Consider the following 22,526-nt stretch of genomic DNA (forward strand, 5'->3'; position numbering starts at 1 on the left):
TCGGTGAGCTGCCCCTCCTCCGCACGCAGCGAGAGGGAGCAGTGCCAAACATCAGCGGCGACGCGCTTGCTGCCGATCTGCTCACCGGAGTCCTTGTCGAACACCTTCTCCTGGCGGGTCACCTCGACGCCGAAGAAGTTCTTGTACTCGTTCAACTCCGCCGCGATCGCGGCGGCCTCGGCCCGATCGAGGACGCTCTCACCATGCATCGCCATGATCGCCGGGTCCCCCGCGATCAAGTGCTGCTCGGTGTGCTCGTTCGCTCGCCCCTCCCCCGCGAGGTAGCGCACGAGACCGCCCATGTCCCCGCCGTACGTGACGTTCGGGATCACTGGCCGGCCAGTCGTCGCAGCGTCTCGTTCACCCGCGGCACCAGCGCCCGGTACTCCGCCGCCACCTGCACTGCTTCCTCAGGGAAACGGCCCTCGGTGTTCGCGAAGCGAGCGAGCTGATTCATGTTGCTCGAAAGCCGCCCCATCAGCGTCCGCAGCTGCATCAGCTCCGAACCGACCGACTTCCACTCCACATCCGACCTCACCTGCGGATCGATCGCCGCCTCGAACATCAACCGCGGCACCGTCACATCCAAAACCTCGGCCCGAGCACGCAACATCGCATCCTCATCCGGGGACACCCGCACGACGTACTTCTTCTCCCGCCGCTGCTCCGGCGGAACGTTCGGACGACGCTTCCGACCGAACAATCTGCTCGACTCCGTCATCACATCCCCGTCCTTCGGCCCAGCGCAGCGAACCCGCCAACCAGCGGGGACCATACGTCCAGTATGCGCACCGGGCCAGCGCAGCGCCAGACCGGCAAGCAACTTAGGACACCTAAGACGACAGCTTGCTCTACGACTTCATACGCCCTGTACCAAACAGGTGTGATCATGGTCGAGGTCAACACATGCACCCTCCTCGGTACCCATTTGACTGCCGTTCTCGGTAGTCTCGGGGTATGAACGACGTGACTCGGAACCCTGATGAGGCAGCGGAGGCGGCTCGCCGCCTCCTCGAATCCACCGTCGAGAGGCGGGTCGAAGCGGTGCGGTCCATCGTGAGCGCAGCGAACGACACCGACACCGCGCGGACCGCTCTCTCTGACGCGCAGACCCGCCACGCCAAGGCGTGGTCCGCCGCACTCGCGTGCGGCTGGTCGGAGAAGGAACTCCGCGCAACAGGCGTCCCGCGACCCGAACAGACCCGCGCCCGAGTGGCGCGCACCCGCCGGCTTTCGGCCGGCGACACCGACATTGCCGGATCGACGGACGGCGTCAACTCGGATTCGATGGAGCAGGTCGCGTGACCGACCACAACGACGCGCTCTACGCGCAGGTCCGCGACTGGGCTGAGGGGTCGAACCCGCTCGCCGCAGCGGTCGAGCTGCTGATCCGCTCGGGCCTCGTCTACGCGGGCGCTCCATGGGTCCGGACCGATAACGCCTGGAAGACGAGCGCAGTCGACTTCGACCGCCTCGGCTACGAAATCGGCGTGCTCAGCGGCGGCGAGCAGCGCGTCGCCCGCATCGCCGCTTCACTAGGGCAGGGCATACCCGTCGACCTCCGCGAAGATGTTTCCGGACTCGACTACACGCAGACCCAACTCGTGCTCGCCGCGGTCGCGCACTCCGCCGGATTCACTGAGCCCGGAATGACCATCAAGGACATCGACGGCGTACCCACGCTGACCCCCTACGACGCCCTCACCACCTGGCCCACCGAGTACGTCACTAGCGACGCAGCGACCCCCTCGCTCGTCTCGAAGTAGCCCCGCTCGAGCATCTGCTCGCGGGGGCTTCTTCGTCGCCACTCACCCAGGAGCCACTGCGCCGTCAGTACCAACGGCACACCTCCGAGTCGACCGCACGCACCGTCAATCGAAGACGAGGCAAGTGATGGTCGGGCTAGGCCGTTCGCGGACGCCTCCTGACCACCTGTGCACAGCCCAGCTCTTGCAGGGCTGGCCCGAACACAGATGGACAGCGGGACCCCGACCGGATCGCAGATTGCTGGCAGACCCAGCCTCCGACGCGAGCAGTCTCGTACTGCTGACACGGCTGCCGCGTCCGAGCCGACCGGTGCGCTCGCAGCGTGCGGCAGCCCATGGTTGACAGAGTTGCGAGCGCGAGGTCGCGCGAGGCGCGGTACCCGCTGGCCACACCAGGTAGAGGTCGACTGGACCTATGAGATCGGTGCTGGGTCAGTGTGCCGCGTCGTACGCGGCTTGCACGTCGGAGGGCACTCGACCGGACCGCGGAACCTCGTATCCGTGGCGTCGCGCCCAGTGCCGGATCGCCGCCAACATTTCAGGACTCTTACGCCCCGCGCTCGCAGCAACCGCTGTCACGCGAGGTCGAACTTGTACTGCCGACAGGGGCCGTGCCGCGTCGACGAAACGGGCGAGAGCGAGGTGCAGGCAGCCGATGTTCGCCGCGGTCAGGTCGATCTCGTAGGTGTCATCATCGACGGGAAAACACACCGTTCGACCACGTCCGGCCAGGATCAGCGTGCCAGTCAGATCATCGACAAGATCCACCCGAGAAGCCACGCGATCGAACACCCTTCATCCGCTTGCACCGCAGACGCAGGCGCCTCCCCCACAGTAACGACCGTCATGGCACGGCCCAGGAGCATCAGAGCGCTGCTTCTACAGAGCGGGAGCTGGAACTGTCACGCGAAGAGTCACATCTTCGATCGACGAGAACCTGCACGAAGTGAACATCGCTAGTGCGCGCACCGCCGAAGTCGCCGCCTACCTCCCAAGGCAGCCATCGCACCCAAGCTCGGCGTCGGCCGCACGACCCTCTACCGGACGCTCACACTCCCTCAGGCCGACGAGCTCGCGGCGCCCGAGGTTGAAAGGCGGGTCAGAACGCCTGCTTGTCGAACCCCACCGGAGCTGTGTTCATCGGATCCACCCACTGAAGACCGGCGGCGACCGCGCGGGCCAAGCTCTCAAGGCCGGTGCCGAAGTAGCAGTACCCGTGAGTCGTCTCGACCTGCTGGTGCGGCGGCATGACGACGAGACGCCAGTTGAACAGCATCTTCCACACTTCGACCGTGCAGGTCTCCGTCTCCTGCAGCCGGAAGCCGTTCTCCGTCCGCACGATCCGCTCCCCCACAACATCGGCCTCGGAACGCAGTTGCTGCTCGAGGTCGTCGAGCACTTCGGCGCGGGTGCGCAGCATCGCCGTCTGATCCACTGTTCCAGTGTCCCGATAGCCGTCCCGTCACCGGGCATTTCACCGGGCGGGTCTTACGGGACGCTGCCGCCCACGCCGATGCACGGCGGTGTGGGGTTGCTTGCTCGGTGGCGCCGTTCTCTGATTGATCGGTGGCGCCTACTCGGCGTAGGCGGTCACATACAGATTCCCGCTTGCGCCCCTGCAGCCTCGCTTCCGACCTAGCCGGCTACTGCGCCGAGAGCGCCCACGCGAGCGGGCCACCCCATTGGCGGTGTCACGGTTGGAAGCACCGCTGGGAGAGGTCGGAGCGGACGAGCTTGCCAGGTCGGGTCAGCATGGAAGGCTCTGCGGGTCGGAGTCATGACAGATCTTCTCCCCGCGCTGCGGATCATTCCCTCGACCCCAATACAAACTTTCGCCGCGGCGTCGTCAGGTGACACCACGGTTGCTAGAACCTCAGGGGTCTTGCGCCTCTGCCCCGTCGGAACAGGCCGGGGCAATTCCGCACTCAGGGCTGAGCGCGAGGCGGCGGCTGAGGACGTCGACCGCGAGGTCGGGCACACTGATCCCACGTTCCTGTGCTGTGTCGCTGAGCAGGGCGAGAGCGGCGTCCGCGCTTATGCGAAGACGAGCACTGGTGTCGCCGATCGCGCGGATGACGAGGACGGCTTCTGGCGTCATTTCCGGTGAGCGCATCAACCCAGCTCAGGAAGCGCGCACTCTCCTGGTGCGGTTCAGCCACGTCGCCCTCGCGTGCCGCAGCGTCGCCTCAGGTCAGACGTACGGCTCCTCGTAAGCGGAGGCCGGCGCCTCGTCCTCCACTGCGGGTACTCCACCGCGTGGACGCGGTTGCGGATGAGTGACCGGATCGAGAGCACCGCGTCCGCGACGGCAGCGTCCGGGAAGCCCTCGGCGGGCTCGGATGCGACCGAGACGAGCTGCCGCCGGCGTGGAGGAGCACTGTCGCGTCGACGAGGCGCCCGTCCTCCGTTAGGACGGGGATCGTGACGATCTGCGCGCGTTGACGTGGTTCGAGCGAGGCCACCAGATCCAGGAGCGCAGCGCTCACTGCATCGGGTGTTACCAAGCATCGCGAGGCATACGAGAGCTGCTGCATGGCTTCAGCGTTCCGCGGTTCGGGAACAGACGGGAGTGGGTTGCAGATCTTGATGAGAAGGAGATAGCAGTGCGCAACCGGACGAGACGGACATGGCCGCTGGCGATCCGGCCAGCGATCCCGCTCAACGCGAAGGTCTAGGCGCTGAGCGGGAGGCCCGCCGCCGGTCTTGCGACGAACGAGGACGACGTTACAACCCTTCCTCCCTCATCAAGCACTCTGCGACCGGGCATCTCGGACCCCTCCTACCTCACGCCGGCGGAGCATGCTGTGTGGAGGGTTCCGGGAGGACGTGGAGTCCGTGGACGCTGTTGGCGTCCGCGAGGAGAACACGGACCCATTCGGCACTCGCCGGCGCGGTAGGCGGCCCTTGGAACTCGAATCGAAGAGCGATCGCGGGGTGCATCCAGAGAACATGGCGCCCTCGGCCGACGGCCGAATCGCCACCCAGCGCGAACGCAAACGCCTCGCCGCGACGCAACTTCGTCACGATCGTCAGCTGCAAATGCAGGAGGGTGTAGTCATCGAACGAGAACAGCGCGGGCGGGGACCCGTAAAGCAGATTGCCCACAAAGACATCCTCCAGACGAGAAGCAGAGACACGACCGGCCCGAACGCAGCCTGCCGGGCAGGCTATCCGCGACAACCGACACTGGTTCGATCAGACAGCTCTGCTGAGTGAACACCCATGCAAATGTCGTCCCCGCTTCGAAGCGCCCCACCTCGGGAGGGAAGGAGGACTGATCATGTTCAGCCGCCGACGGGATGTCTCCACGATCCTCGCCCGCATGCGTGCCTCAAACGCCGCGCAGCAGCCCATGCAGCCCCGGAAGCACGTCACCGCCGCACACGTGAGCTCGGTCATATCGCACGAGCAGTCGACACGGGACGCCTCAGCAACCACAAGGCCGCAGCAGCGTTCACCCGCATCGCAGACGAGCTGCAACAGGACGTCCGCGATCTCTGGGCCGTACCCCGCAGTCGGCACCGGTGTGCCCTACTCGGCTGAAGCCTGCGGAGGAATCGCCTGCGTGCGAAGAACGCGAAGGCTGTCGCGCAGATGTGTCTTCACGGTGCCCAGCGGGATCCGAGCTCTCGCGCGATCTCGGCGTGGGTATAACCGTGCACAGAGGCCAGGAACAGCACGTCACGATGGATCAGCGGCAGCCCCTTGATCGCATCAGCTACCGGACCGCCCCACGCATAAGCCTCGGCCACCTCGTCGAGAGGTGACTCCTGATGGCGAAGAGCCTGAATCTCGTCGCGTTCCCGCGCGGCATGAACGGCGCGCACCCGGTCGATCGCCCGCCTCCGCGCCAGCTGACGGATCACCTGCACCGTCGCACGATCAGGAGCGATCCGCTGCACACCGCCACAACTCGAGGTAGACCTCCTGAGTGACCTCCTGCGCACGAGGATGATCACGAAGCAGCGAAGTCGCGATGGACAGGACGTCCTGCACCGTCAGGTCGTACACCCGCGCGAACGCTGCCCGATCCCCGTCCCCGACACGCATGAGCAGCTCACGAACACTGCCGGTATTGTCCTCGTCCACCCCACCATCATCCTCACCACGCGGTCCAATCGCTCACCTCGACTCCGGAACGGGCCTGCCCCGATCGCGGAGCGACCGCAACTGTGGCCCGTCAGCCACTACGCGTCCGTAGGCTCAGGATCGACCTTGCTGAACAGAAAGAAGAAGCGGTCACCGGACTTCGGCGGTCAACCCCGTGACGGACCGAGCGAAGCGGCGTTGGCTAGGACTTTTCGTCGACGAAGGGCAGTCTTGGTGCGCGAAACAGGAGTTGATCACCTCCGAGAGGTCGTGCTCGACCCGATCGGTGATGACGGATGGCGCGTCAGAGACGCCGCCGTAGCGGCGGATGATCCTGCCGCGATCCTAGGATTCATCAGCCCGGCCCCAGACGGCTTCCGCGCCCACCGCACCGGGAATCTCCACGGAGATACCGTCTGCGACACCCTCGAGGACGCACGCGACCTCTACCAGCAGATCCGACAAGACGACGGTCACGCTCCGACGCATACCGATCTGCCGGCCTGGGTTCGTAGTCTGCGGAAAGAACCGCAAACCGGCTTCCTCGGCGACAACGAGTATCTGGTCGGATCCCCCGAAGTTCGCGACCCGCTCCGCGTACTGACCGTTTGGGTCGACGGCCAACCACTCGGAGACGTGCTCGCCACCACACCGACGATGTTCGACTGCGGCTTTCGCCTACCCGACGTACCTCCCGTCATCGTCGAATCCATCGACGGACTACTCACTCCTTGCCATCGCACTGCACCGCAGGACCGCCCGACACTGACATCATCCCGGTAGCAAGCTCGCAATCGCCGTGGGACGCGTGCTCACGGCTGCACTGCCGAGGACGCCGCCCGATCCTTCGGGGTGGGTCGCGTCTAGTCGAGGAGCTCGGCCTGGATTCGAGCGGCGACGGCCTCGCGGAGCGGTCGGACGTTCTCGGTGCTCCAGTCGGTCGGGTCGGGGAACGTCCATTCCAGGAATCGGCCGGTCGGGGTCGCGGGAGCGCGAGGCCTGGCTTCATAGCGACGACGATGTCGGCGTCTTCGAGGTCCTCGACGGTGACGGCGCGGGGGGTGCGGTCGCTGATGTCGAGGCCGAGTTCCGCGACGGTGGATGCGATCGCGGGGTTCACCGTGTTCGCGGGCGACAGCCCGGCGGAGGTGGCGGTGTAGCGGTCGCCTGCGAGGACTTCGAGCAGGCTCTGCGCCGAGTTGGGAGCGGCCGGCGTTGTGCTGGCAGAGGAAGAGGATGGTGGGCTTGTCGGTCATGCGGGGATGCTGCTTCCGGTGTTCGTGCGGGTCCAGGTCTGGGTGGCGGTCTGCACGGCGTCCCAGGGGAGCCGAGCGGGGTGTGTAGGAGAGGTCGAGGTCGGAGACCTGCTCGACGGTGAGTCCGGCGAACAGGGCGGTCGCGTAGGTGTCGACGCGTTTCGCGGTCTCGGTGCCGAGGCGTCCGACGAGTTGCGCGCCGAGGAGGCGACCGTCGCGGGTGTCGCCGGTGATGCGGATGGTGATCGGCTGCGCGCCAGGGTAGTAGCGCTTGTGGTCGTCCGCGACCGCGGTCGTCGTCGCCGGAGCGAATCCGGCGGCGAGGGCCTCGTGCTCGCGGAGACCGGTGCGGGAGGCGACGAGGTCGAAGACCTTGACGACTTGCGTGCCGACGGAGCCGGCGAACCGGGCGTCGCCGCCGAGGGCGTTCTCGCCGGCCACCCGTCCCTGCTTGTGCGCGGTAGTGCCCAGTGGCAGGTAGGTGCTTCCGAGCAGGCGGTGGTGGGTGGTCACGCCGTCGCCCGCGGCGAACACGTGCGGGAGGCCGGTGCGCATGGCCTCGTCGACGACGACGGCGCGGCCGGCGCCGAGGAGGCTCCGGCGCGGGTGAGGAGGTCGGTGTTCGGCTTCACGCCGACGACGAGGAGGACGACGTCGGCGGTGCGGGTGAGGGGTGTGCCGTCGTGGTCGGCGTGCACGGCGAGGCCGGTCGCGGTCTTCTCGATCGAGGCGACAGTCGTCCGGGTGAGCACCTCGACGCCGCGCTCGGTCAGCTCGGCGTGGACGAGGGCGCCGAGTTCGGGGTCGAGGGTGGAGAGCACCTCCGGGCCGCGCTGCAGCTGAGTGACCTGGAGGCCGCGGACGGTGAGGGCTTCGGCCATCTCGAGGCCGACGTAGCCGGCGCCGACGATGATCGCGGTCTGCGGGTCGCGGCTGTCGAGGTAGCGCTCGAGGGCGAAGGTGTCGCCCATCGAGTGCAGCACGTGCACGCCGTCCTCCGGCCCCAGCTCGTCCACTCCGGCGATGCCGGCGGAGGAGGCGAGGGCGCCGGTGCCGACGATCAGTTCGTCGTACCCGATCCGGTCGAGCGTCCCGTCGGGAGTGCGGACGGTGAGCTGCTGTCCGGCGACGTCGATGTCGGTCGCGAAGGTGTCCAGGCGCAGAGTCATGCCGGTGGCTTCGAGGTCGGCGTGGGTGCGGTGCGCGAGCGACTGCCACGGCTGCACCTCGCGGGAGAAGTAGTACGGGATCCCGCAGATCGAGAAGTTCGGGTACGAGTCGGCGACGCGACGACGGTCACGTCGACGGACGGGTCGAGCTCGCGGGCGCGCAGCGCGGCGGAGATCCCCGCGTCGCTGCCGCCGATGGCGACGAGATGCATCAGATGGGCCTTCCGGGTCAGACGTGCGAAGAGGTGGAGGTGGTGGCCGGGACCACGAGGTGCTCGGCCGCTCTGGGCGGCGCCCGGGAAGAGGAACACGGCGATGCCGACGCCGATCGCGGCACCGACGGAGCTGCGCGGCGACGAAGGGCAGGACGGAGGTGGGGGCGATGCCGGCGAAGGTGTCGGTGAAGACGCGGCCGAGGGTCACGGCGGGGTTCGCGAACGAGGTCGAGGACGTAAACCAGTACGCCGCACCGATGTACGCGCCGACCGCGGCCGCCGCGAGCGGGCCGCGGTTCGTGCGAGCGAGGGAGAGGATCACGAGGACCAGGCCCGCGGTGGCGACAACTTCTCCGAGCAGGTGCCCGGCGGTGACGCGCTCAGTCGTCGCGATCGCGGTCGGAACCTCGAACATCGCGTTCGCGAGGACCGCGCCGCCGATGCCGCCGAGCAGCCGAGCGCCGACGAACACCGCCGGCTCCCGCCCCGACAGGCCGGTGCGGTCGCGGCGACCGAGGAACGCGTCGACGGCGGAGACGAGCGGGTTGAAGTGCGCCCCCGACACCGGACCGAGAGTGAGGATCAGCACCGCCAGCCCCAACGCGGTCGCGAGGGAGTTCTCCAGCAGTTGCAAACCGACGTCGTTCGGAGAGAGCGACTGGGCGGCAATGCCGGAGCCGACGACGATCGCGACGAGCAGGACCGTGCCGAGGAACTCGGCCACGGCCCGACGAGCGAGCGGAGGAGGGAAGTGGTGTCCATGTCGTCGGCCATCTTGACCGCTTCCAATCACTCAGTCAAGATTGAGTCAATGAACACCGAGCGAACCGAACTCGAAGCGCGCGCTGCCCGGCACGCGGCCCTCAGCGACCCTGCCCGCCTGCGGATCGTGGACCTGCTCACCCTGGGGACCTGGCGCCGCGGGAGTTGCAGGACCGGCTCGGGATGCCCTCGAACCTCGTCGCGCACCACCTCGCCGTCCTCGAGCGCGAGGGCATGATCCTCCGTCGCCGTTCAGAGGCGGACCGGCGCCGCAGCTACGTCCACCTGATCCCCGGCGCCTTCGATCAACTCGGGCCCTCGACTACCGCCGCGGCGCGGCGGGTGCTGTTCGTGTGCACCGCGAACTCCGCCCGCTCCCAGCTCGCCGCGCAGCTCTGGGCGCAGCGCAGCCCCATCCCCGTCGCCTCCGCCGGCACCCACCCGGCCACCGCGGTGGCCGCCGGAGCCATCGCGACCGCCGAACGTCACGGCCTCCCGCTACCCGAAGGTATCCCGCAGCAGTTCGCGGACGTCGCCGCGGACACCGACCTCGTGATCACCGTCTGCGATGCCGCGCACGAGGAACTCGGCTCGGAGGCGCTGCACTGGTCGATCCTCGACCCGGTGCCCGCTGGCACAGACGCCGCGTTCGATGCCGCCTACGACGAGCTGCCGCCGCGCGCGTCGAGGCTCTCGCCGCGAGAGTGACGGCCGCACTGATCAGACGCGGGTGAGCATCCCGGCGAGGGAGTCGAGCGCCCCGGGAACGAGGGAGAAGTACGCCCACGTGCCGCGCTTCTCGCGGGCCAGGATCCCGGCATCCACGAGGATCTTCAGAGTAGGCGCGACACCGTGGGCTGACTCAGCCCAACCGGCTCCGTGAAATCACACACGCACACTTCGCCCGAGCTGCTCGACGCCACGATCGACACCAGGCGAAGCCTCGCCGGATCCGCCATCGCCTTCAACGCCCGCGCCAGCAGCTCCGCACCCTCCGCGCTCAGCGGCTCGCGCGCGAGCGGCGCGCAGCACGCGGCTGCCGCCGCGGTGAGGGTCAGCTCGGTCGTCGCCATGCTCCACTCTCCCTCAGTTGACAGTCATCGATATACCGGGGCAGACTCCGGTCCATCGATGACCGTCGATGTTGAGGAGTGCACCCGATGACCCTGCTGCTGACCGTCCCGCCCCGCACCGACGAGCGCCGCCTCACCGGCCTCCCCGTCGCCGTCATCGGCGCAGGCCCTGTCGGTCTCGCCGCCGCCGCGCAGCTGCTCGAGCGGGGCCTGGACGTCATCGTCTACGAAGCAGGTGAGAGTGCCGGCGCCGCGGTGCAGCAGTGGGGACACACCCGCCTGTTCTCCCCGTGGGAGTACCTGGTCGACGCCGCTGCCGGACGCCTGCTCGACGCCGCCGGCTGGGAGGCGCCCGCGGCGAAGAAGCTGCCCACCGGGCACGATTTCGTCCGCGACTACCTCGCACCCCTCGCCGCAACCCCGCAGCTCGCCCCCGTCATCCACTACCGATCCCGCGTGACCGCCGTCTCTCGTGAGGGCATGGACCGCACCCGCTCCACCGGTCGCGCTGCGACACCGTTCCTACTGCGCCTGGACACCCCGGAGGGCGTCACCGACGTCACCGCCCGCGCGGTCATCGACACCTCCGGCACCTACTCCACGCCCAACGCGCTCGCCTCCGCGGGCCTTGACCCAATCGGTGTCCTCGATGTCGCTGAGCATCTCAGTCACGCGCTGCCGGACGTGCTCGGCGCCGACCGTGCCCGGTTCGCCGGGAAGAGCGTCCTCGTCGTCGGCGCGGGCCACTCCGCCGCGAACACCCTGATCAAGCTCGCCCGTCTCGCCCGCGAGGAACCGCAGACGAGGATCACGTGGGCGATTCGAGGCACCAGCCCGCTGCGCGCTTTTCGGATCCGGCGATGACGAGCTCGAGGAGCGCGGCAAGCTCGGCGGCACCGTCCACCAGCTCGTCCGCGACCGCGCGATCACTCTCTTGGACCGTTTCGAAATCGACCGCCTCGAGAAGACCCCCTCCGGCGGTGTCACGGTGATGGGGCGGCGCCGGAAGGAGCGCGAGAGCGTGGAAGTCGATGTCGTGGTGCAGGCCACCGGGTTCCGGCCCGACCTCGACATGCTGCGCGAGATCCGCGTCCCCCTGGACGAGATCGTGGAAGCGCCGCGCGCGCTCGCGACCCTGATCGATCCGAACCTGCACTCCTGCGGCACCGTCGACCCCCACGGTGTCGCGGAACTCGCCCACCCCGAGCCGAACTTCTTCATCGCGGGGATGAAGTCGTACGGCAGGGCGCCGACTTTCCTGCTCGTCACCGGTTACGAGCAGGTCCGCTCGATCGCGGACGAACTCGCCGGCGATCACGCCGCGGCCCGGCGCGTGCAGCTCGTCCTCCCCGAAACCGGAGTCTGCTCCACCGACATCGGATCCGCCGGAGGGAGCTGCTGCTCATGACCGCGATCCGGCCGATGACCCCCGAGGACTGGGCGGCGGTCGAGACGATCTACCGTGACGGGATCGCGACCGGGCACGCCACCTTCGAGGCCGAACCGCCGACGTGGGAGGCGTTCGATGCGGGGAAGCTCGACGTCGGGCGCCTGGTCGCCGTCGACGGAGCAGCGGATCCTCGGTTGGGCCGCGTTGTCGAAGGTCTCGCCCCGGCCCGTCTACCGGGGCGTGGTCGAGCACTCCGTCTACATCGCGGCCGCTGCACGCGGCCGCGGCGTCGGTTCGACGCTGCTAGCCGCGCTCATCGCCGCAGCGGACGACGCGGACCTGTGGATGATCCAGTCGAGCATCTTCCCCGAGAACACCGCCAGTCTCGCCCTCCACGAACGCGCGGATTCCGGCGCGTGGGCATCCGGGAGCGCATCACGCAGATGACGTACGGGCCGGAGGCCGGTCGGTGGCGCGACACGATCCTCATCGAGCGGCGGCGCCCGTGAGGCCGTGACTCGTTCGGGATCCGCGTGTATCGTGATCGTCACAACGGGCCGGTTCCCGGAACGTTGCCAGCCCAAGACCCCGCCTCGGTGGGGTCTTGAGCTTTTAAGGCGTCCAGATCCAGTCGTGCGACGTCGACGCGGCGACCAGTCCGCTCAACCGCGCCATCGTCACCGCGGACTTCGGGTGCGTCTCCGTCACCGTCTGGCGGCGCCGATGCAGATAGACCGCGAGGTCTACCGCCTGCAACCCGGCGGCGTTCCTCGAGGACGCGAACTGGATCGGGGAGGAAATCAGGTCGAGCTTGCTCGGCCGGTAGCCCGGCGTTCCCAGCAGCTGGTAGCTCTCGAACTGCCGCCGGTGCTCTTCCTGCGTCGCGATCTCGTCAGCGACGACGATCACCTCTTCCGTGTTGGAAGAGAAGACGTAGCGGCGGTACTCGTTCACCCGCTCGAGCAGGTGCTGCAAGACGACCTTGTGCGGCTGCTCCGGGTATCGGTACCGGGCGTTCAGGCGCTTCACGTCCACGCCCTGGAACAGGTAGCGGACTTCGGCCTCCTGCGCGATGCGCAGCGCGGCCGCGTAGATGCCCGCCGCCTCACGATGCCTACCCCGCAGAGGAGCCCACTCGCCGGCGCCACCCATCAGTTCGTGCCCATGGAACTCGACATCCGCCGGCACCCCGTGGTCTGCGGCGATCTGCTTCCGGAGAGCGGCGTAGCCCTGCTCGAGCTGCTCCCACTTCTCCTGCGTGGTCACGGCAGCGCCGATGAAGTAGAAGTCCTGTGTGTAGGACTCGTCCAGGTACGCGATCAGCACCCGGTCATCATGTCAGCGACCTCCGCCACCACCGGCGGTAGAACGGCCCGAACGAACCACCTCGAACGGCTCACAGCCCCCAAGTACGTCGAGGGAGCGCCGCTGCTCGGGGTGCATGGAGGGCACCCGATCGACCAGCTGTCACGGGGTGTTAGTGAGCGGACGAGGCGGGCGATGGCGTCGGAGGCTTCTTGTAGCTTGATTTTCGCTTCGTCGCCGCCGCGCCGCGGCGGCTTCGAGGACGGTCAGGTTGAGGTGGTCGTTCAGCAGACCCAGTGCCACGGATTCCAGAGCGCTGGTCATCGCGGAGATCTGGGTGAGGATCTTGATGCAGTACTGCTCGTCTTCGACCATGTTCTGCAAGCCGCGGGCTTGCCCTTCGATGCGGCGCAGGCGGCGGAGGTACTGGTCCTTGTCGGAGATGTAGCCGTGGGGTGCGGCGGTGTCGTCATGCTCGGTCGTCTGCTCGGTCACGGTGTCCTCGTCCCCCCGGGTGCTGATGCAGCTCATCCGCCGCGGGTGCTCGTCGGACGGGTACGGAGAGGGTTTTCAGCCGCTCCGGCTGCTTTCTGCATACTCTAGGGGGTATGCCCGAGCGTCCTCTCTGTCGCTCGCGGAGGAGTGACGTGCGGTTTCGGAGGTGTGGATCATGAGCGACAGCGTCGTTTTTAGACGGTCCGCCCCGCTGACGCGCGCGGTCGTCGTGGTGCTCACGCTGGCGGCTCTGCTGCTGGGCGTGTTCGCGATGCACTCGATGATGGGCAGCCATTCCGACGCCTCCCTGTCCGCGGGGCACACGCACGCGCAGACCGATGCGCACGCCGACCCGGTGGCCGGCTCGACCGGCGCGATGACCTTCTCGGCCGGCGCCGATCAGGGCGCGGTCGTGCCGATGGTGCCCTGTGATGACAGTTGCGCGATGGGGTGCGCGCTGATGGCGGCGTCGTGCGTCATCGTGTTCTTCCTCGCGTCCCTGATCCTCCTGGCCCGGGTGCCGGCGATGTTCGCGCGTGTCTTGGATGCGGGTCCGCGTCTTCTGCTGCTGGTGCCGCGCGCGCGGTTCCACGTGTATCTGCCGTCGTTGACGGTGTTGTCGATCAGTCGCACCTGATTCGCCCTGGTGTCGCAGCGTCCGCTGCGACTTCCTCACCGCGCCTGTAGGGCGTGGTTCCGGCGATTTCTGCAACCGACTGAATGGATACGACCACTCATGAACACCAAGCGCACTCTTCTGGCCTCGACTCTCGCTCTGGCGACCGCGATCACTCTTTCCGCCTGCTCGGACAGCTCCTCCGGGATGAGCGGCATGGAGGGGATGGGCGACAGCAGCTCGTCCGCCTCTGCCGCACCGTCCTCGACCTCTGCCGCGTCGTCGGAGGACTTCAACGATCAGGACGTGATGTTCGCCCAGATGATGAAGCCCCACCACGAGCAGGCGGTGGAGATGTCCGACATGATCCTCGCGAAGGACGGCATCAGCACTGAGGTGACCGACCTGGCGACGCAGATCAAGGAAGCGCAGGGTCCGGAGATCTCGCAGCTCGAGGAGTGGCTCACCGCGTGGGGCTGGAGGACTCGATGTCGGGCATGGATCACAGCATGGACGGGATGATGTCCGACGAGGACATGTCCGCGCTGGAGAGCGCGACCGGTGCCGAGGCGGAGAAGCTGTTCCTCGAGCAGATGATGATGCACCACGAGGGTGCTGTGGAGATGGCGCAGACCGAGGTCGATGAGGGCCAGAACGCGGACGCGATCGAGATGGCCGAGATGATCGTGCAGACGCAGACGGAGGAGATCGCGACCATGCAGGACCTCCTCGCGTCCCGCTGACCCGCTTTCCCTTCCACCCCTCCCCTCTCCTGGGCAGGCGCAGCGCTGCTGCGTCGCGCCCCGGGCGTGCGCGTTACCGCCGCGCTCTCGGTGGGGGTCGCCGTACCTGGCGATCCCCACCCTCTTCTTCTTCGCGCCCGTCGAGGGCGCTCGAACCAGAAACGTTCCCCATGCACCACACCCCTCTTCACCCCCGTCCGCTTCGGTCGGGAGCTGCCCGGTGAACGCCGCGTCGATGAGTGACCCGCGCCGCCGTGACCTGCACCGCACCCGAACCCGCACCCGCGAGATGTCCCCGCGGCAGGCTGCGCTGACGCTCGGACGCCGGGTGACGTACACGGCGCCCTCCCGCGCGGAAGCGCACGCGATGCAGCAGGCCGCGCGCGCGCCGCGGCCCGCCCGCGACCGCTCCCGCCGGGCACGGCCACGATGCGGCCGCGCGTCTGGCCGGGGTGTCCGCGATGACTCTCGTCACGATGATCGCGGTGACCTCCTCCATGCCCGCGTTCGCCGTCGAGGGCACCCCGACCACGACCGCGGCCCTTACCGCCGCGAGCGAGGTGCAGCCGCAGACGTTCGTCGCGGCCGGCGCCGTGCAGCTCACCGTCACCCGGGACGCGTTCGGCGCGGAAGCCAAACCCGAGGTGCTGGTGACCGCCGCCGTCGCCACCGAACTCGTGGACGACGCATCAGAGGACTCCGCCGCGTCCATCGAGGACAGCGGTATCGCGGCTGCCGCCTGGCGGGTGCCGGTCGCGGGCCGCATCTCGAGCACGCCTCGGTCCGCGCCCGGATGCCCCGGTCGCAGGGGTGAGCGCGTTCCACAAGGGCACCGACCTCGCCGCCCCCTGCGGTACCCCCGTGGTCGCCGCGACCGGCGGCACCGTCGAGGAAGCCGGGTACGCCGGCAGCTACGGCAACTGGATCTTGCTGGAGAGCAGCGGCGGCATCGAGACGGGCTACGCGCACAACAGTGACCTGCTCGTGGACGTGGGCGACACGGTCGCCGTCGGCGACCTCATCGCGCTTGTGGGCTCCACCGGGGCCTCGTCCGGCTGCCACCTGCACTTCGAGACCCGCGTCGACGGCAGCCCCGTGGACCCGGAAGGGTTCATGAGCGATCTGGGTGTCGGTCTTGGCTGAGCCGCGCACCACGCCCGCACGCCGGGTAGGCGCTGCGGCGGTGCTCGTGTTCGCCGTCATCGCATCCCTGTTCCTCAGCGCGCCGGCCTCGCAGGCGGCGGAGTACCCGAGTTGGGAGCAGGTGCAGAGCGCTCGCGCGAGCGAGGCGAGCACGCAAGCGCAGATCACCGAGCTGACCGGCCTGCTGCAAGGTCTGGAGGCGGAGGTCGCCGCGGCGCAGCGGGAGCAGCAGCAGCGCGGCGAAGCGTACGAGCGAGCTCAGGGCGCCTACGACCGGGCGAATCACCGCGCGGCGACGTTGCAGGAGCAGGCGGACGCCGCCACCGTCCGCGCGGACACGTCGCAGGTGCAGGCGGGCCGTCTCGCCGCGTCCCTGTCCCGCACCGCCGGCTCGAACCTCACCCTGTCGCTGCTGACCGGGAAGGACAGCAGCAGCCTCCTGAACCAGCTCTCGACGATGAGCAAACTGGCCGAGACGACGGACACGATCTACGCGACGGCGACCGCGGACGCGAACACCGCCCAATCGCTCACCGAGCAGGCGGACGTCGCGACAGCGGAGCTGGGCGAGCTGGCGAGCGCGTCGCAGAACGCGTTGGCCGACGCGATCGCGGCCAGCGACGCGGTGCAGCAGCGCCGCGACGAGCAGGCGGTGAACGCGGCGACATTGCAGGCGCAGCTCAGCGTCCTCACCGAGGACCGCGAAGCGACCGAGGCCGACTATCAGCGCGGCGAGGACGCCCGGCGTGCAGCCGAAGCGGCCGCGGCCTCGCAGGCCGCGCAAGCCGCCGCCGCCCGCGCCGCGCAAGCCGCGGCCACTGCCGTCCGCACAGCGCCCGCGCCCGTGTCCGGCGGAAGCGCCCCCTCCCGCCCCGCCGCCCCTCCCGCAGGCGGATCGGCGCCGGTGCCGTCAGGGTCGGGGTGGGTGAGGCCGGTGTCGGGGTGGATCAGTTCCGCGTTCGGGCCGCGCCCGAACAAGCCCGTCGCCGGAGTCGGATCCTTCCACTACGGCACCGACCTCGCGGCCGGCTGCGGAGTCCCCATCTCCGCCGCGTCCGCCGGGACCGTCGCCTACTCCGGGCCGCTGGGCTCCTACGGCAACTGGGTGCTCCTGGATCACGGGAATGGCATCCAGACCGGCTACGCCCACAACAGCACCAACCTCGTCTCCGTCGGGCAGAGCGTCACCGCCGGACAGAGCATCGCCCTCGTCGGCTCCACCGGCGCGTCCTCCGGCTGCCACCTCCACTACGAGACCCGCATCAACGGCGCCCGCGTCGACCCCGAACCGTTCATGAGCGCCCGAGGAGTCACCCTTGGCTGAACACCCGCACCACCCTCGCCCTCTCGCCGTCATCGTCGGCGCCGCGGTGACGGTGGCGCTACTCAACGGCTGCGCTTCGTCAGAGCGTGTGGAGACGGGCGAGCTCGTGTCCACGCCGGACGAGCTGGAGCACGTGCACGGGCTGGGCTGGGACCCGGCGACCGGGCTCACCTACGCGGCCGCGCACTCGGGAGTGTGGGTGATCCCCACCGACACCCTCCCCAACACCTACCCCGCATCCGTTACGGCGGACGCTGCGGCGGACGCTGCGGCGGACGCTGCGGCGGACGCGGCGGACGCGGCGGACGCGGGGCCGATCGGTGGGCGGGCGCAGGACACGATGGGGTTCACGATCACCCCGGAGGGCGTGTTCTACGCCTCCGGCCATCCCGACCCCGCCGAGAAGTCAGCGCCGGGACCGAACCTGGGCCTGATCCGCAGCACCGACGCGGCCTCGACCTGGGAGCCGCTGTCCCTCAGCGGGACGACGGACTTCCACGACCTCGCGACCGTCGCCCTCACCGACACGGCCACCCGCGTCTACGGGTACGACGCGACCGGCGGCGTCATCCTCCGAAGCGACGACTCCGGCGCCGCCTAGATCCCGGCCGCACAGCTGCCGCTGCGGGATCTGACCGCGGATCCGGAGCGCCCCGACCGGGTGTTCGCGACCACCGAGACCGGCTTGCAGGTCAGCGACGACGCGGCGGTCACGTTCCGGCCCGTTCCCGGCGCGCCCGCCCTGTTCCTCGTGGACAGCAGTGCCGGCGGGGAGCTGGTGGGCGTCGACGTCGACGGGATCCCGTGGACGGGGACTCTCGAGGGCTCCTGGCAAAGCCACGGGCAAGTCGAGGGGACGCCGGAGGCGTTCGCGCTCGTCGACGGCGAAAAACGGTGGGTCCTCGTCGCCGACGAGCGCGGAGTGGTCGCCTCCGGCGACTACGGGCGCACCTGGACGGTGCTGCGGCCCTCCTCGTGAGAGACCGGGCTGGTGCTGCGCTCGCGCGCGGCGCGAGTGCTGGCCTGCGGGGACAGATCCAGACGGCGCAGCAGTTGCGCGTTCACGGCGACGACGACCGTGGACGCCGACATCAGCAGCGCCCCCACCGACATCGGCAGCACGAACCCGATCGGGGCCAGCACTCCCGCGGCCAGCGGGACGGAGAGCAGGTTGTAGCCGGCCGCCCACCACAGGTTCTGCTTCATCTTCCGGAAGCTCGCCCGAGACAGCTCGATCACCGACAGCACCGACCGGGGATCATCGGACGCCAGGATCACCCCGGCGGACGCGATCGCGACATCGGTGCCCGCACCGATCGCGATCCCCACGTCGGCCTGCGCGAGAGCGGGCGCGTCGTTGACGCCATCACCGACCATCGCGACCCGCCGACCCTCCTTCTGCAGCTCGATCACCTTCGCGGCCTTGTCCTCCGGCTTCACCCCCGCGAACACCCGATCGATGCCGAGCTCGCTGCCGACCGTGTTCGCGACCGCTTCGGCATCGCCGGTGATCATGACCACCTGCACGCCGATCGCGTGCAACGCGTCCACGGCCTGCCGGGACTCCTCCCGCACCTCATCCGCGAGCCCCAACGCCCCGATGACCCGGCCCTCTTGGAGCACGTGCAGGATGATCATCCCCTCCGCTTCCCACGCCCGCGTCTGCTCAAGCGGCGCCGCGTCGTGCGCACGAAGCATCGACGGACCGCCCACACTCACCGGCCGCCCTTCCACGTGCGCGGTGACACCCACAGCGGTCGACGCCTCGAACCCGGTCGCCGCCGGCACCCGCACGCCACGGCTGCTCGCCGCGCTCACGATCGCCCGCGCCAGCGGGTGCTCACCGTCCGCCTCCACCGCCGCGGCGACCGCGAGCAGCTCCTCCTCGCCCACACCCTCGACGGTGTGCACGGCGGTCAGTGTCGGCTCCCCCTTGGTGAGGGTGCCGGTCTTATCGAACAGGACCGTGGTCACCGTCCGCATGCTCTCCAACGCCAGGCGGTCCTTCACGAGACACGCCGCCCTTCGCGGCGCGCTCGGTCGCGATGGACACCACCAGCGGAATCGCGAGTCCCAGCGCGTGCGGGCACGCGATCACCAGGACCGTGATCGTGCGGATCACCGCCTCATCAGGGCTGCCCAGCAGCGACCACACGATCGCGGTGATCACCCCGGCGCCCAACGCGAACCAGAACAGCCACCCCGCCGCGACATCCGCGATGCGCTGCGCCCTCGAGGACGAGTTCTGCGCCTCGGTGACCAGGCGCTGGATGCCGGCGAGAGCGGTGTCATCCCCGACCGCCGTCACCTCCACCCGCAGCGCCGTGTCCGTGGCGACCGTGCCGGCGACGACCATCGCCCCCGGCCCACGACTGACAGCCCGGGACTCCCCGGTGATCATCGACTCGTCCACATCAGCGGTGCCCTCGATCACTCGGCCATCCGCCGGCACCCGGCCGCCGGGACGCACGATCACGACGTCGCCCTGCACCAGATCCGCAGGAGACACCTTCTCCACGCCGCTCTCGCGCACCCGCTCCGCCTCATCCGGCAGCAGCGCCGCCAGAGAATCCAGAGCCGAGGACGTCTGCGCGAGGGAGCGCATCTCGATCCAGTGCCCGAGCAGCATGATCACGATCAGCAGCGCGAGCTCCCACCAGAAATCGAGCTCGTGATCCAGCAGCCCCAGGCTCGCACCCCACGACGCGAGGAACGCGACCGTGATCGCCAACGCGATCAGCAGCATCATCCCCGGCGTCCTCGAGCGCAGCTCCGACACTCCACCTTGCAGGAACGGCCGCCCGCCCCATACGTACATGACCGTGCCGAGCACGGGCGAGATCCACGCGACCCACGACGCCTCCGGCAGCGGGTAGCCCAGGATCATCGCGAACATGCCGCTGAAACCCACGACCGGCACCGCGAAGACCAACATGATCCAGAACAGACGCCGGAACTGGCCCACGTGATCACCATGACCGCCGTGACCCCCGTGACCTCCGTGGTCGTGGTGCTCTGCGTGGCTGTCGTGCTCGCCGTGGCCCGGGTGACCGGCAGGGTCACCGTGCTCGCTGCTGACCGGGTGACCGGCGTGACCATCCGGAGCCGTGCTCACGGCCTGACCGTGCGACCCGTGATCCCCCGGCATCGCGTGGCCACTGTGCTCGGACGACGCCGGCACCGACTCCGCACCGTGATGCTCACCGTGCCCGCTCGAATGCCCTCGTGCTTGACCATCGTGACTCCTTCCGGCCTGAACCGACCTCACCGAACCGTATACCCCCCGGGGTATCTGGACAACGGGTGTGACGGCTCATTCATTCCCAGAGCAGCGGACCCCTCAACACTCCCGCCCCGTGGATATCCACCGTCCGCGCACGGTCCCGCCGCCCCAGAACACGCCCCCGGAACACTCGCCGCGACGCTGCACCTCGCGGATCCGGCCTGACCGACGACCTGCTCACCCACCGAACGGACCACGCTGATGCTCTTGGAACTCCTCACTCAACTCGCCACCACGCCGCCGTCCCCGGCGACCCCCACCCCCGCCGTTCAACCAGGACACCGTGACCCCAGGCCTCTTCGGCTTCCTGCTGACCTTCCTCGTCGCAGCCGCCGCCGTCCTGCTGTCCGTTGACATGATCCGGCGCGTCCGACGAACCACCTACCGGGAGATCGTGTCCCGGCAGCTCGACCTCGAAGAGCGCAGCGCAGCAGAAGAATGCCGACGAGCAGTAGCGGCACCTGTCCCGCCAGCCGCGGCATAGCGCGACGCTCTGGGCCGATGCTTAGGCTGTGAGCATGACCGATTCCGACCCCACTGGCACGCCACCACCGCCGCGTCCCGTGTGGGTGAAGGTCTTCTCGCTCGTCGTCGCCGTACTGGGGATCATCTTCATCGCCGTACACCTGCTCACTGGTGGCGGAGCTCAGATGATGAACCACTGATGATGCTCGGCCCGCGAGCTCGTCGCGTCGCTCTCACCGTCCACGTGCTGGTGTCCGTGGGCTGGTTCGGTGCGGTGGGCGCGTTCCTCGCGATCGCGATCGTCGGAGCGACCAGCAGCGATCCCTTCACGGTCCGAAGCGCGTACCTGGCGCTAGATCCGCTGGGAACGTTCGTCATCATTCCGCTCGCCCTCGCATCCCTCGCCACCGGAATCCTGCAAGGCCTCGGAACGCACTGGGTCTCGTGCGCCACTACCGGGTGGCGATCAAGCTGTGGCTGAGCGTCCTCGCGACCGCTGTCCTCCTGCTGCACACGCGCCTCATCGAGACGATGTCCCTCGCCGCCCGCCACGGGCTCATCCCCTCCACGCTCGAGGGAACCCGCACGCAACTGGTCGTCGCGACCGCCGGCGGCGCGATCGTCCTCGTGGTCATCACCGCCTTGTCCGTCCTCAAACCTCGCGGCCGCACCCGGATCGGGCTGAGAGCAACCCGAACGACGTGACCGGCGTCGAGTGCCGGCGTGTCAGCGCCGAGACGATGAGGACGCGCGGGTGATCGCCGCCCGGGCGCAGCGCGATCCAGAGCCCGCACCGCCGGCACACGTATGCAGCGCCATTATTGAGTGCGTGAACCTGACGTCGACGCCGATCCTCCCGCAGCAGGAGCAGGTGACGCAGAAATCAGGGTTCACGGGAAGAGATCGCTTCCACGAGCTGCTCCGTCGTCGGAAGACCCGCCAGCCCGTCCGGCGTGAAGTAGATCCGACAGGCGAGATCCGTGGTCCGCCCTGCCGACGGGAACAGGTCTTCCCCGTCGAAGGTGATCGTCGGGGAACCCGCGAAGGCGACGTCGGCCGCATCCTCCGATGTCGCCAGCAGTCGGTAGGTGACAGGGACGCCGGAGTGGCCGGTGGTCGCCAGCGCCTCCTCCAGGCGAGGGCCGACGTCCTTCCAGGTTCGGGCAGTCGTCGATGTGGAGAACCTCGATCATCATGCTCCGATCATCCTCCTGTCCTAACCCCTTCAGCCCGGCGACAGCGCCTCGCGGCGCGTTCACTTGCTCTCCCATGAACGAACGTCGACGTGACAACGGATGCCGGCACCAGGTCACCGGCGAGTCGCGTCTCACGGCCCGCGTCCGCGAGCTGTGTTCCGCAAGGCACCTTCGCGACACTCGTGATCGGCGATAGCGGCAGTACAAGCACATCGAGAAGAGCTGAGCTTTTCTCC

The 22,526-nt window shown here is 68.8% G+C and carries 23 protein-coding genes and 7 pseudogenes; 17 read left to right on the forward strand and 13 right to left on the reverse strand.

Translation table 11 applies throughout. From position 1 onward, the window contains the following. Positions 1-93: 93 nt before the first annotated feature. A complete protein-coding gene (locus AC0CII_RS25515; protein WP_465231295.1) occupies positions 94-285 on the forward strand; it encodes a hypothetical protein in 192 nt (63 codons plus the stop codon). A gap of 43 nt (positions 286-328) precedes the next feature. Here the strand turns inward: AC0CII_RS25515 and AC0CII_RS25520 are convergent, their stop codons facing one another. Next, positions 329-721 (reverse strand): plasmid mobilization protein, encoded by a 393-nt coding sequence (locus tag AC0CII_RS25520; RefSeq protein WP_104292870.1) that lies wholly within the window; start codon positions 719-721, stop codon positions 329-331. Positions 722-957: 236 nt separating this feature from the next. Between AC0CII_RS25520 and AC0CII_RS25525 the strand changes: the two genes are divergently transcribed. Together AC0CII_RS25525 and AC0CII_RS25530 are read left to right on the forward strand one after the other, a co-directional pair. After that, positions 958-1,305: a hypothetical protein gene (locus tag AC0CII_RS25525; protein WP_465228174.1), complete on the forward strand. Its 348-nt coding sequence runs from the start codon at positions 958-960 to the stop codon at positions 1,303-1,305. Next, positions 1,302-1,766, forward strand: coding sequence for a hypothetical protein (locus tag AC0CII_RS25530; RefSeq protein WP_465231296.1), 465 nt, complete (start codon positions 1,302-1,304; stop codon positions 1,764-1,766). Before AC0CII_RS25525 ends, AC0CII_RS25530 begins: the two co-directional genes overlap by 4 nt. 432 nt (positions 1,767-2,198) lie before the next feature. On the opposite strand, the gene AC0CII_RS25535 is transcribed toward AC0CII_RS25530, so the two are convergent. The 4 genes from AC0CII_RS25535 to AC0CII_RS25550 form a co-directional block, all read right to left on the reverse strand. Continuing rightward, positions 2,199-2,558: a histone-like nucleoid-structuring protein Lsr2 gene (locus AC0CII_RS25535; protein ID WP_465231297.1), complete on the reverse strand. Its 360-nt coding sequence runs from the start codon at positions 2,556-2,558 to the stop codon at positions 2,199-2,201. Positions 2,559-2,865: 307 nt separating this feature from the next. Continuing rightward, positions 2,866-3,186, reverse strand: a complete 321-nt coding sequence (locus AC0CII_RS25540; protein WP_465231298.1) for a hypothetical protein — start codon at positions 3,184-3,186, stop codon at positions 2,866-2,868. Positions 3,187-4,550: 1,364 nt separating this feature from the next. Further along, positions 4,551-4,871, reverse strand: coding sequence for a DUF7882 family protein (locus AC0CII_RS25545; RefSeq protein ID WP_465228168.1), 321 nt, complete (start codon positions 4,869-4,871; stop codon positions 4,551-4,553). A 497-nt stretch (positions 4,872-5,368) separates the two neighbouring features. Further along, entirely contained in the window at positions 5,369-5,725 is a 357-nt protein-coding gene (locus tag AC0CII_RS25550) for a sigma-70 family RNA polymerase sigma factor (protein WP_465231299.1), read from the reverse strand. 400 nt (positions 5,726-6,125) lie between these two features. On the opposite strand from AC0CII_RS25550, the gene AC0CII_RS25555 reads away from it, so the two are divergent. After that, positions 6,126-6,638, forward strand: coding sequence for a hypothetical protein (locus AC0CII_RS25555; protein WP_465231300.1), 513 nt, complete (start codon positions 6,126-6,128; stop codon positions 6,636-6,638). Here AC0CII_RS25555 and AC0CII_RS25560 read toward each other — a convergent pair. The 3 genes and pseudogenes from AC0CII_RS25560 to AC0CII_RS25570 all read right to left on the reverse strand — a co-directional run. Then, positions 6,580-7,041: an arsenate-mycothiol transferase ArsC gene (locus AC0CII_RS25560; protein ID WP_465231336.1), complete on the reverse strand. Its 462-nt coding sequence runs from the start codon at positions 7,039-7,041 to the stop codon at positions 6,580-6,582. The genes AC0CII_RS25555 and AC0CII_RS25560 overlap by 59 nt on opposite strands. Positions 7,042-7,107: 66 nt before the next feature. Continuing rightward, positions 7,108-8,492 (reverse strand): annotated as a pseudogene (locus AC0CII_RS25565) (FAD-dependent oxidoreductase). Between the two features lie 205 nt (positions 8,493-8,697). Continuing rightward, positions 8,698-9,288 (reverse strand): annotated as a pseudogene (locus AC0CII_RS25570) (aquaporin); the annotation flags it as partial. Positions 9,289-9,440: 152 nt separating this feature from the next. Here AC0CII_RS25570 and AC0CII_RS25575 point away from each other — a divergent pair. Next, positions 9,441-9,965 carry an arsenate-mycothiol transferase ArsC gene (locus AC0CII_RS25575; RefSeq protein ID WP_465231301.1) on the forward strand — a complete coding sequence of 175 codons (525 nt, stop codon included), beginning with the start codon at positions 9,441-9,443 and terminating at the stop codon, positions 9,963-9,965. 12 nt (positions 9,966-9,977) lie between these two features. Here the strand turns inward: AC0CII_RS25575 and AC0CII_RS25580 are convergent. Next, positions 9,978-10,330, reverse strand: a pseudogene (locus AC0CII_RS25580) (ArsR/SmtB family transcription factor). A gap of 87 nt (positions 10,331-10,417) precedes the next feature. Between AC0CII_RS25580 and AC0CII_RS25585 the strand changes: the two are divergent. The 3 genes and pseudogenes from AC0CII_RS25585 to AC0CII_RS25595 all read left to right on the forward strand — a co-directional run bounded on the left by AC0CII_RS25585 (position 10,418) and on the right by AC0CII_RS25595 (position 12,229). Beyond that, positions 10,418-11,194, forward strand: coding sequence for an FAD-dependent oxidoreductase (locus tag AC0CII_RS25585; protein WP_465231302.1), 777 nt, complete (start codon positions 10,418-10,420; stop codon positions 11,192-11,194). 157 nt (positions 11,195-11,351) lie between these two features. Beyond that, on the forward strand, positions 11,352-11,738 hold the full coding sequence (locus tag AC0CII_RS25590; protein ID WP_465231303.1) for a hypothetical protein: 387 nt from the start codon (positions 11,352-11,354) through the stop codon (positions 11,736-11,738). Continuing rightward, positions 11,735-12,229, forward strand: a pseudogene (locus tag AC0CII_RS25595) (N-acetyltransferase family protein). Before AC0CII_RS25590 ends, AC0CII_RS25595 begins: the two are co-directional and overlap by 4 nt. A 103-nt stretch (positions 12,230-12,332) precedes the next feature. Here the strand turns inward: AC0CII_RS25595 and AC0CII_RS25600 are convergent. Next, positions 12,333-13,046, reverse strand: coding sequence for a DUF3800 domain-containing protein (locus tag AC0CII_RS25600; protein ID WP_465231304.1), 714 nt, complete (start codon positions 13,044-13,046; stop codon positions 12,333-12,335). Positions 13,047-13,201: 155 nt separating this feature from the next. Then, positions 13,202-13,556: pseudogene (locus AC0CII_RS25605) on the reverse strand (metal-sensitive transcriptional regulator); the annotation flags it as partial. Positions 13,557-13,695: 139 nt separating this feature from the next. On the opposite strand from AC0CII_RS25605, the gene AC0CII_RS25610 reads away from it, so the two are divergent. Beyond that, a complete protein-coding gene (locus AC0CII_RS25610; RefSeq protein ID WP_465228158.1) occupies positions 13,696-14,157 on the forward strand; it encodes a hypothetical protein in 462 nt (153 codons plus the stop codon). Positions 14,158-14,499: 342 nt separating this feature from the next. Beyond that, positions 14,500-14,879, forward strand: a pseudogene (locus AC0CII_RS25615) (DUF305 domain-containing protein). Positions 14,880-15,066: 187 nt separating this feature from the next. Here the strand turns inward: AC0CII_RS25615 and AC0CII_RS25620 are convergent. Beyond that, positions 15,067-15,489: a hypothetical protein gene (locus AC0CII_RS25620; protein WP_465231305.1), complete on the reverse strand. Its 423-nt coding sequence runs from the start codon at positions 15,487-15,489 to the stop codon at positions 15,067-15,069. Positions 15,490-15,689: 200 nt separating this feature from the next. Between AC0CII_RS25620 and AC0CII_RS25625 the strand changes: the two genes are divergently transcribed. Genes AC0CII_RS25625 through AC0CII_RS25640 form a run of 4 tightly spaced genes read left to right on the forward strand, consistent with a single transcriptional unit; the run spans position 15,690 to position 18,325 of the window. Beyond that, positions 15,690-16,022, forward strand: a complete 333-nt coding sequence (locus AC0CII_RS25625; protein WP_465231306.1) for a M23 family metallopeptidase — start codon at positions 15,690-15,692, stop codon at positions 16,020-16,022. A gap of 46 nt (positions 16,023-16,068) precedes the next feature. Beyond that, the gene (locus AC0CII_RS25630; RefSeq protein ID WP_465231307.1) at positions 16,069-17,346 is read left to right on the forward strand and encodes a peptidoglycan DD-metalloendopeptidase family protein; all 1,278 of its coding nucleotides are present in this window, start codon (positions 16,069-16,071) and stop codon (positions 17,344-17,346) included. Next, positions 17,339-17,947 carry a hypothetical protein gene (locus AC0CII_RS25635; protein WP_465231308.1) on the forward strand — a complete coding sequence of 203 codons (609 nt, stop codon included), beginning with the start codon at positions 17,339-17,341 and terminating at the stop codon, positions 17,945-17,947. Before AC0CII_RS25630 ends, AC0CII_RS25635 begins: the two co-directional genes overlap by 8 nt. Before the next feature lie 60 nt (positions 17,948-18,007). Further along, positions 18,008-18,325 (forward strand): hypothetical protein, encoded by a 318-nt coding sequence (locus AC0CII_RS25640; protein WP_465231309.1) that lies wholly within the window; start codon positions 18,008-18,010, stop codon positions 18,323-18,325. Here AC0CII_RS25640 and AC0CII_RS25645 read toward each other — a convergent pair. Then, positions 18,286-20,494: pseudogene (locus AC0CII_RS25645) on the reverse strand (heavy metal translocating P-type ATPase). The gene AC0CII_RS25640 and the pseudogene AC0CII_RS25645 sit on opposite strands and share 40 nt — an antisense overlap. Before the next feature lie 418 nt (positions 20,495-20,912). Between AC0CII_RS25645 and AC0CII_RS25650 the strand changes: the two are divergent. The 3 genes from AC0CII_RS25650 (at position 20,913) to AC0CII_RS25660 (ending at position 21,799) form a co-directional block, all read left to right on the forward strand. Beyond that, the gene (locus AC0CII_RS25650; protein WP_465231310.1) at positions 20,913-21,113 is read left to right on the forward strand and encodes a hypothetical protein; all 201 of its coding nucleotides are present in this window, start codon (positions 20,913-20,915) and stop codon (positions 21,111-21,113) included. A gap of 34 nt (positions 21,114-21,147) precedes the next feature. Then, a complete protein-coding gene (locus AC0CII_RS25655; protein WP_230674267.1) occupies positions 21,148-21,294 on the forward strand; it encodes a hypothetical protein in 147 nt (48 codons plus the stop codon). Positions 21,295-21,538: 244 nt separating this feature from the next. Further along, entirely contained in the window at positions 21,539-21,799 is a 261-nt protein-coding gene (locus tag AC0CII_RS25660) for a hypothetical protein (protein WP_465231311.1), read from the forward strand. The last annotated feature ends 727 nt before the right edge of the window (positions 21,800-22,526 follow it).

The sequence above is a fragment of the Rathayibacter sp. AC182 genome, assembly GCF_979253875.1.

Excerpts from the sequence above, each read along its gene's own strand:
- AC0CII_RS25520 (WP_104292870.1), bottom strand. The coding sequence starts at position 721 with ATGACGGAGTCGAGCAGATTGTTCGGTCGGAAGCGTCGTCCGAACGTT.
- AC0CII_RS25525 (WP_465228174.1), top strand. The coding sequence starts at position 958 with ATGAACGACGTGACTCGGAACCCTGATGAGGCAGCGGAGGCGGCTCGC.
- AC0CII_RS25540 (WP_465231298.1), bottom strand. The coding sequence starts at position 3,186 with ATGCTGCGCACCCGCGCCGAAGTGCTCGACGACCTCGAGCAGCAACTG.
- AC0CII_RS25575 (WP_465231301.1), top strand. The coding sequence starts at position 9,441 with ATGCCCTCGAACCTCGTCGCGCACCACCTCGCCGTCCTCGAGCGCGAG.
- AC0CII_RS25585 (WP_465231302.1), top strand. The coding sequence starts at position 10,418 with ATGACCCTGCTGCTGACCGTCCCGCCCCGCACCGACGAGCGCCGCCTC.
- AC0CII_RS25610 (WP_465228158.1), top strand. The coding sequence starts at position 13,696 with ATGAGCGACAGCGTCGTTTTTAGACGGTCCGCCCCGCTGACGCGCGCG.
- AC0CII_RS25655 (WP_230674267.1), top strand. The coding sequence starts at position 21,148 with ATGACCGATTCCGACCCCACTGGCACGCCACCACCGCCGCGTCCCGTG.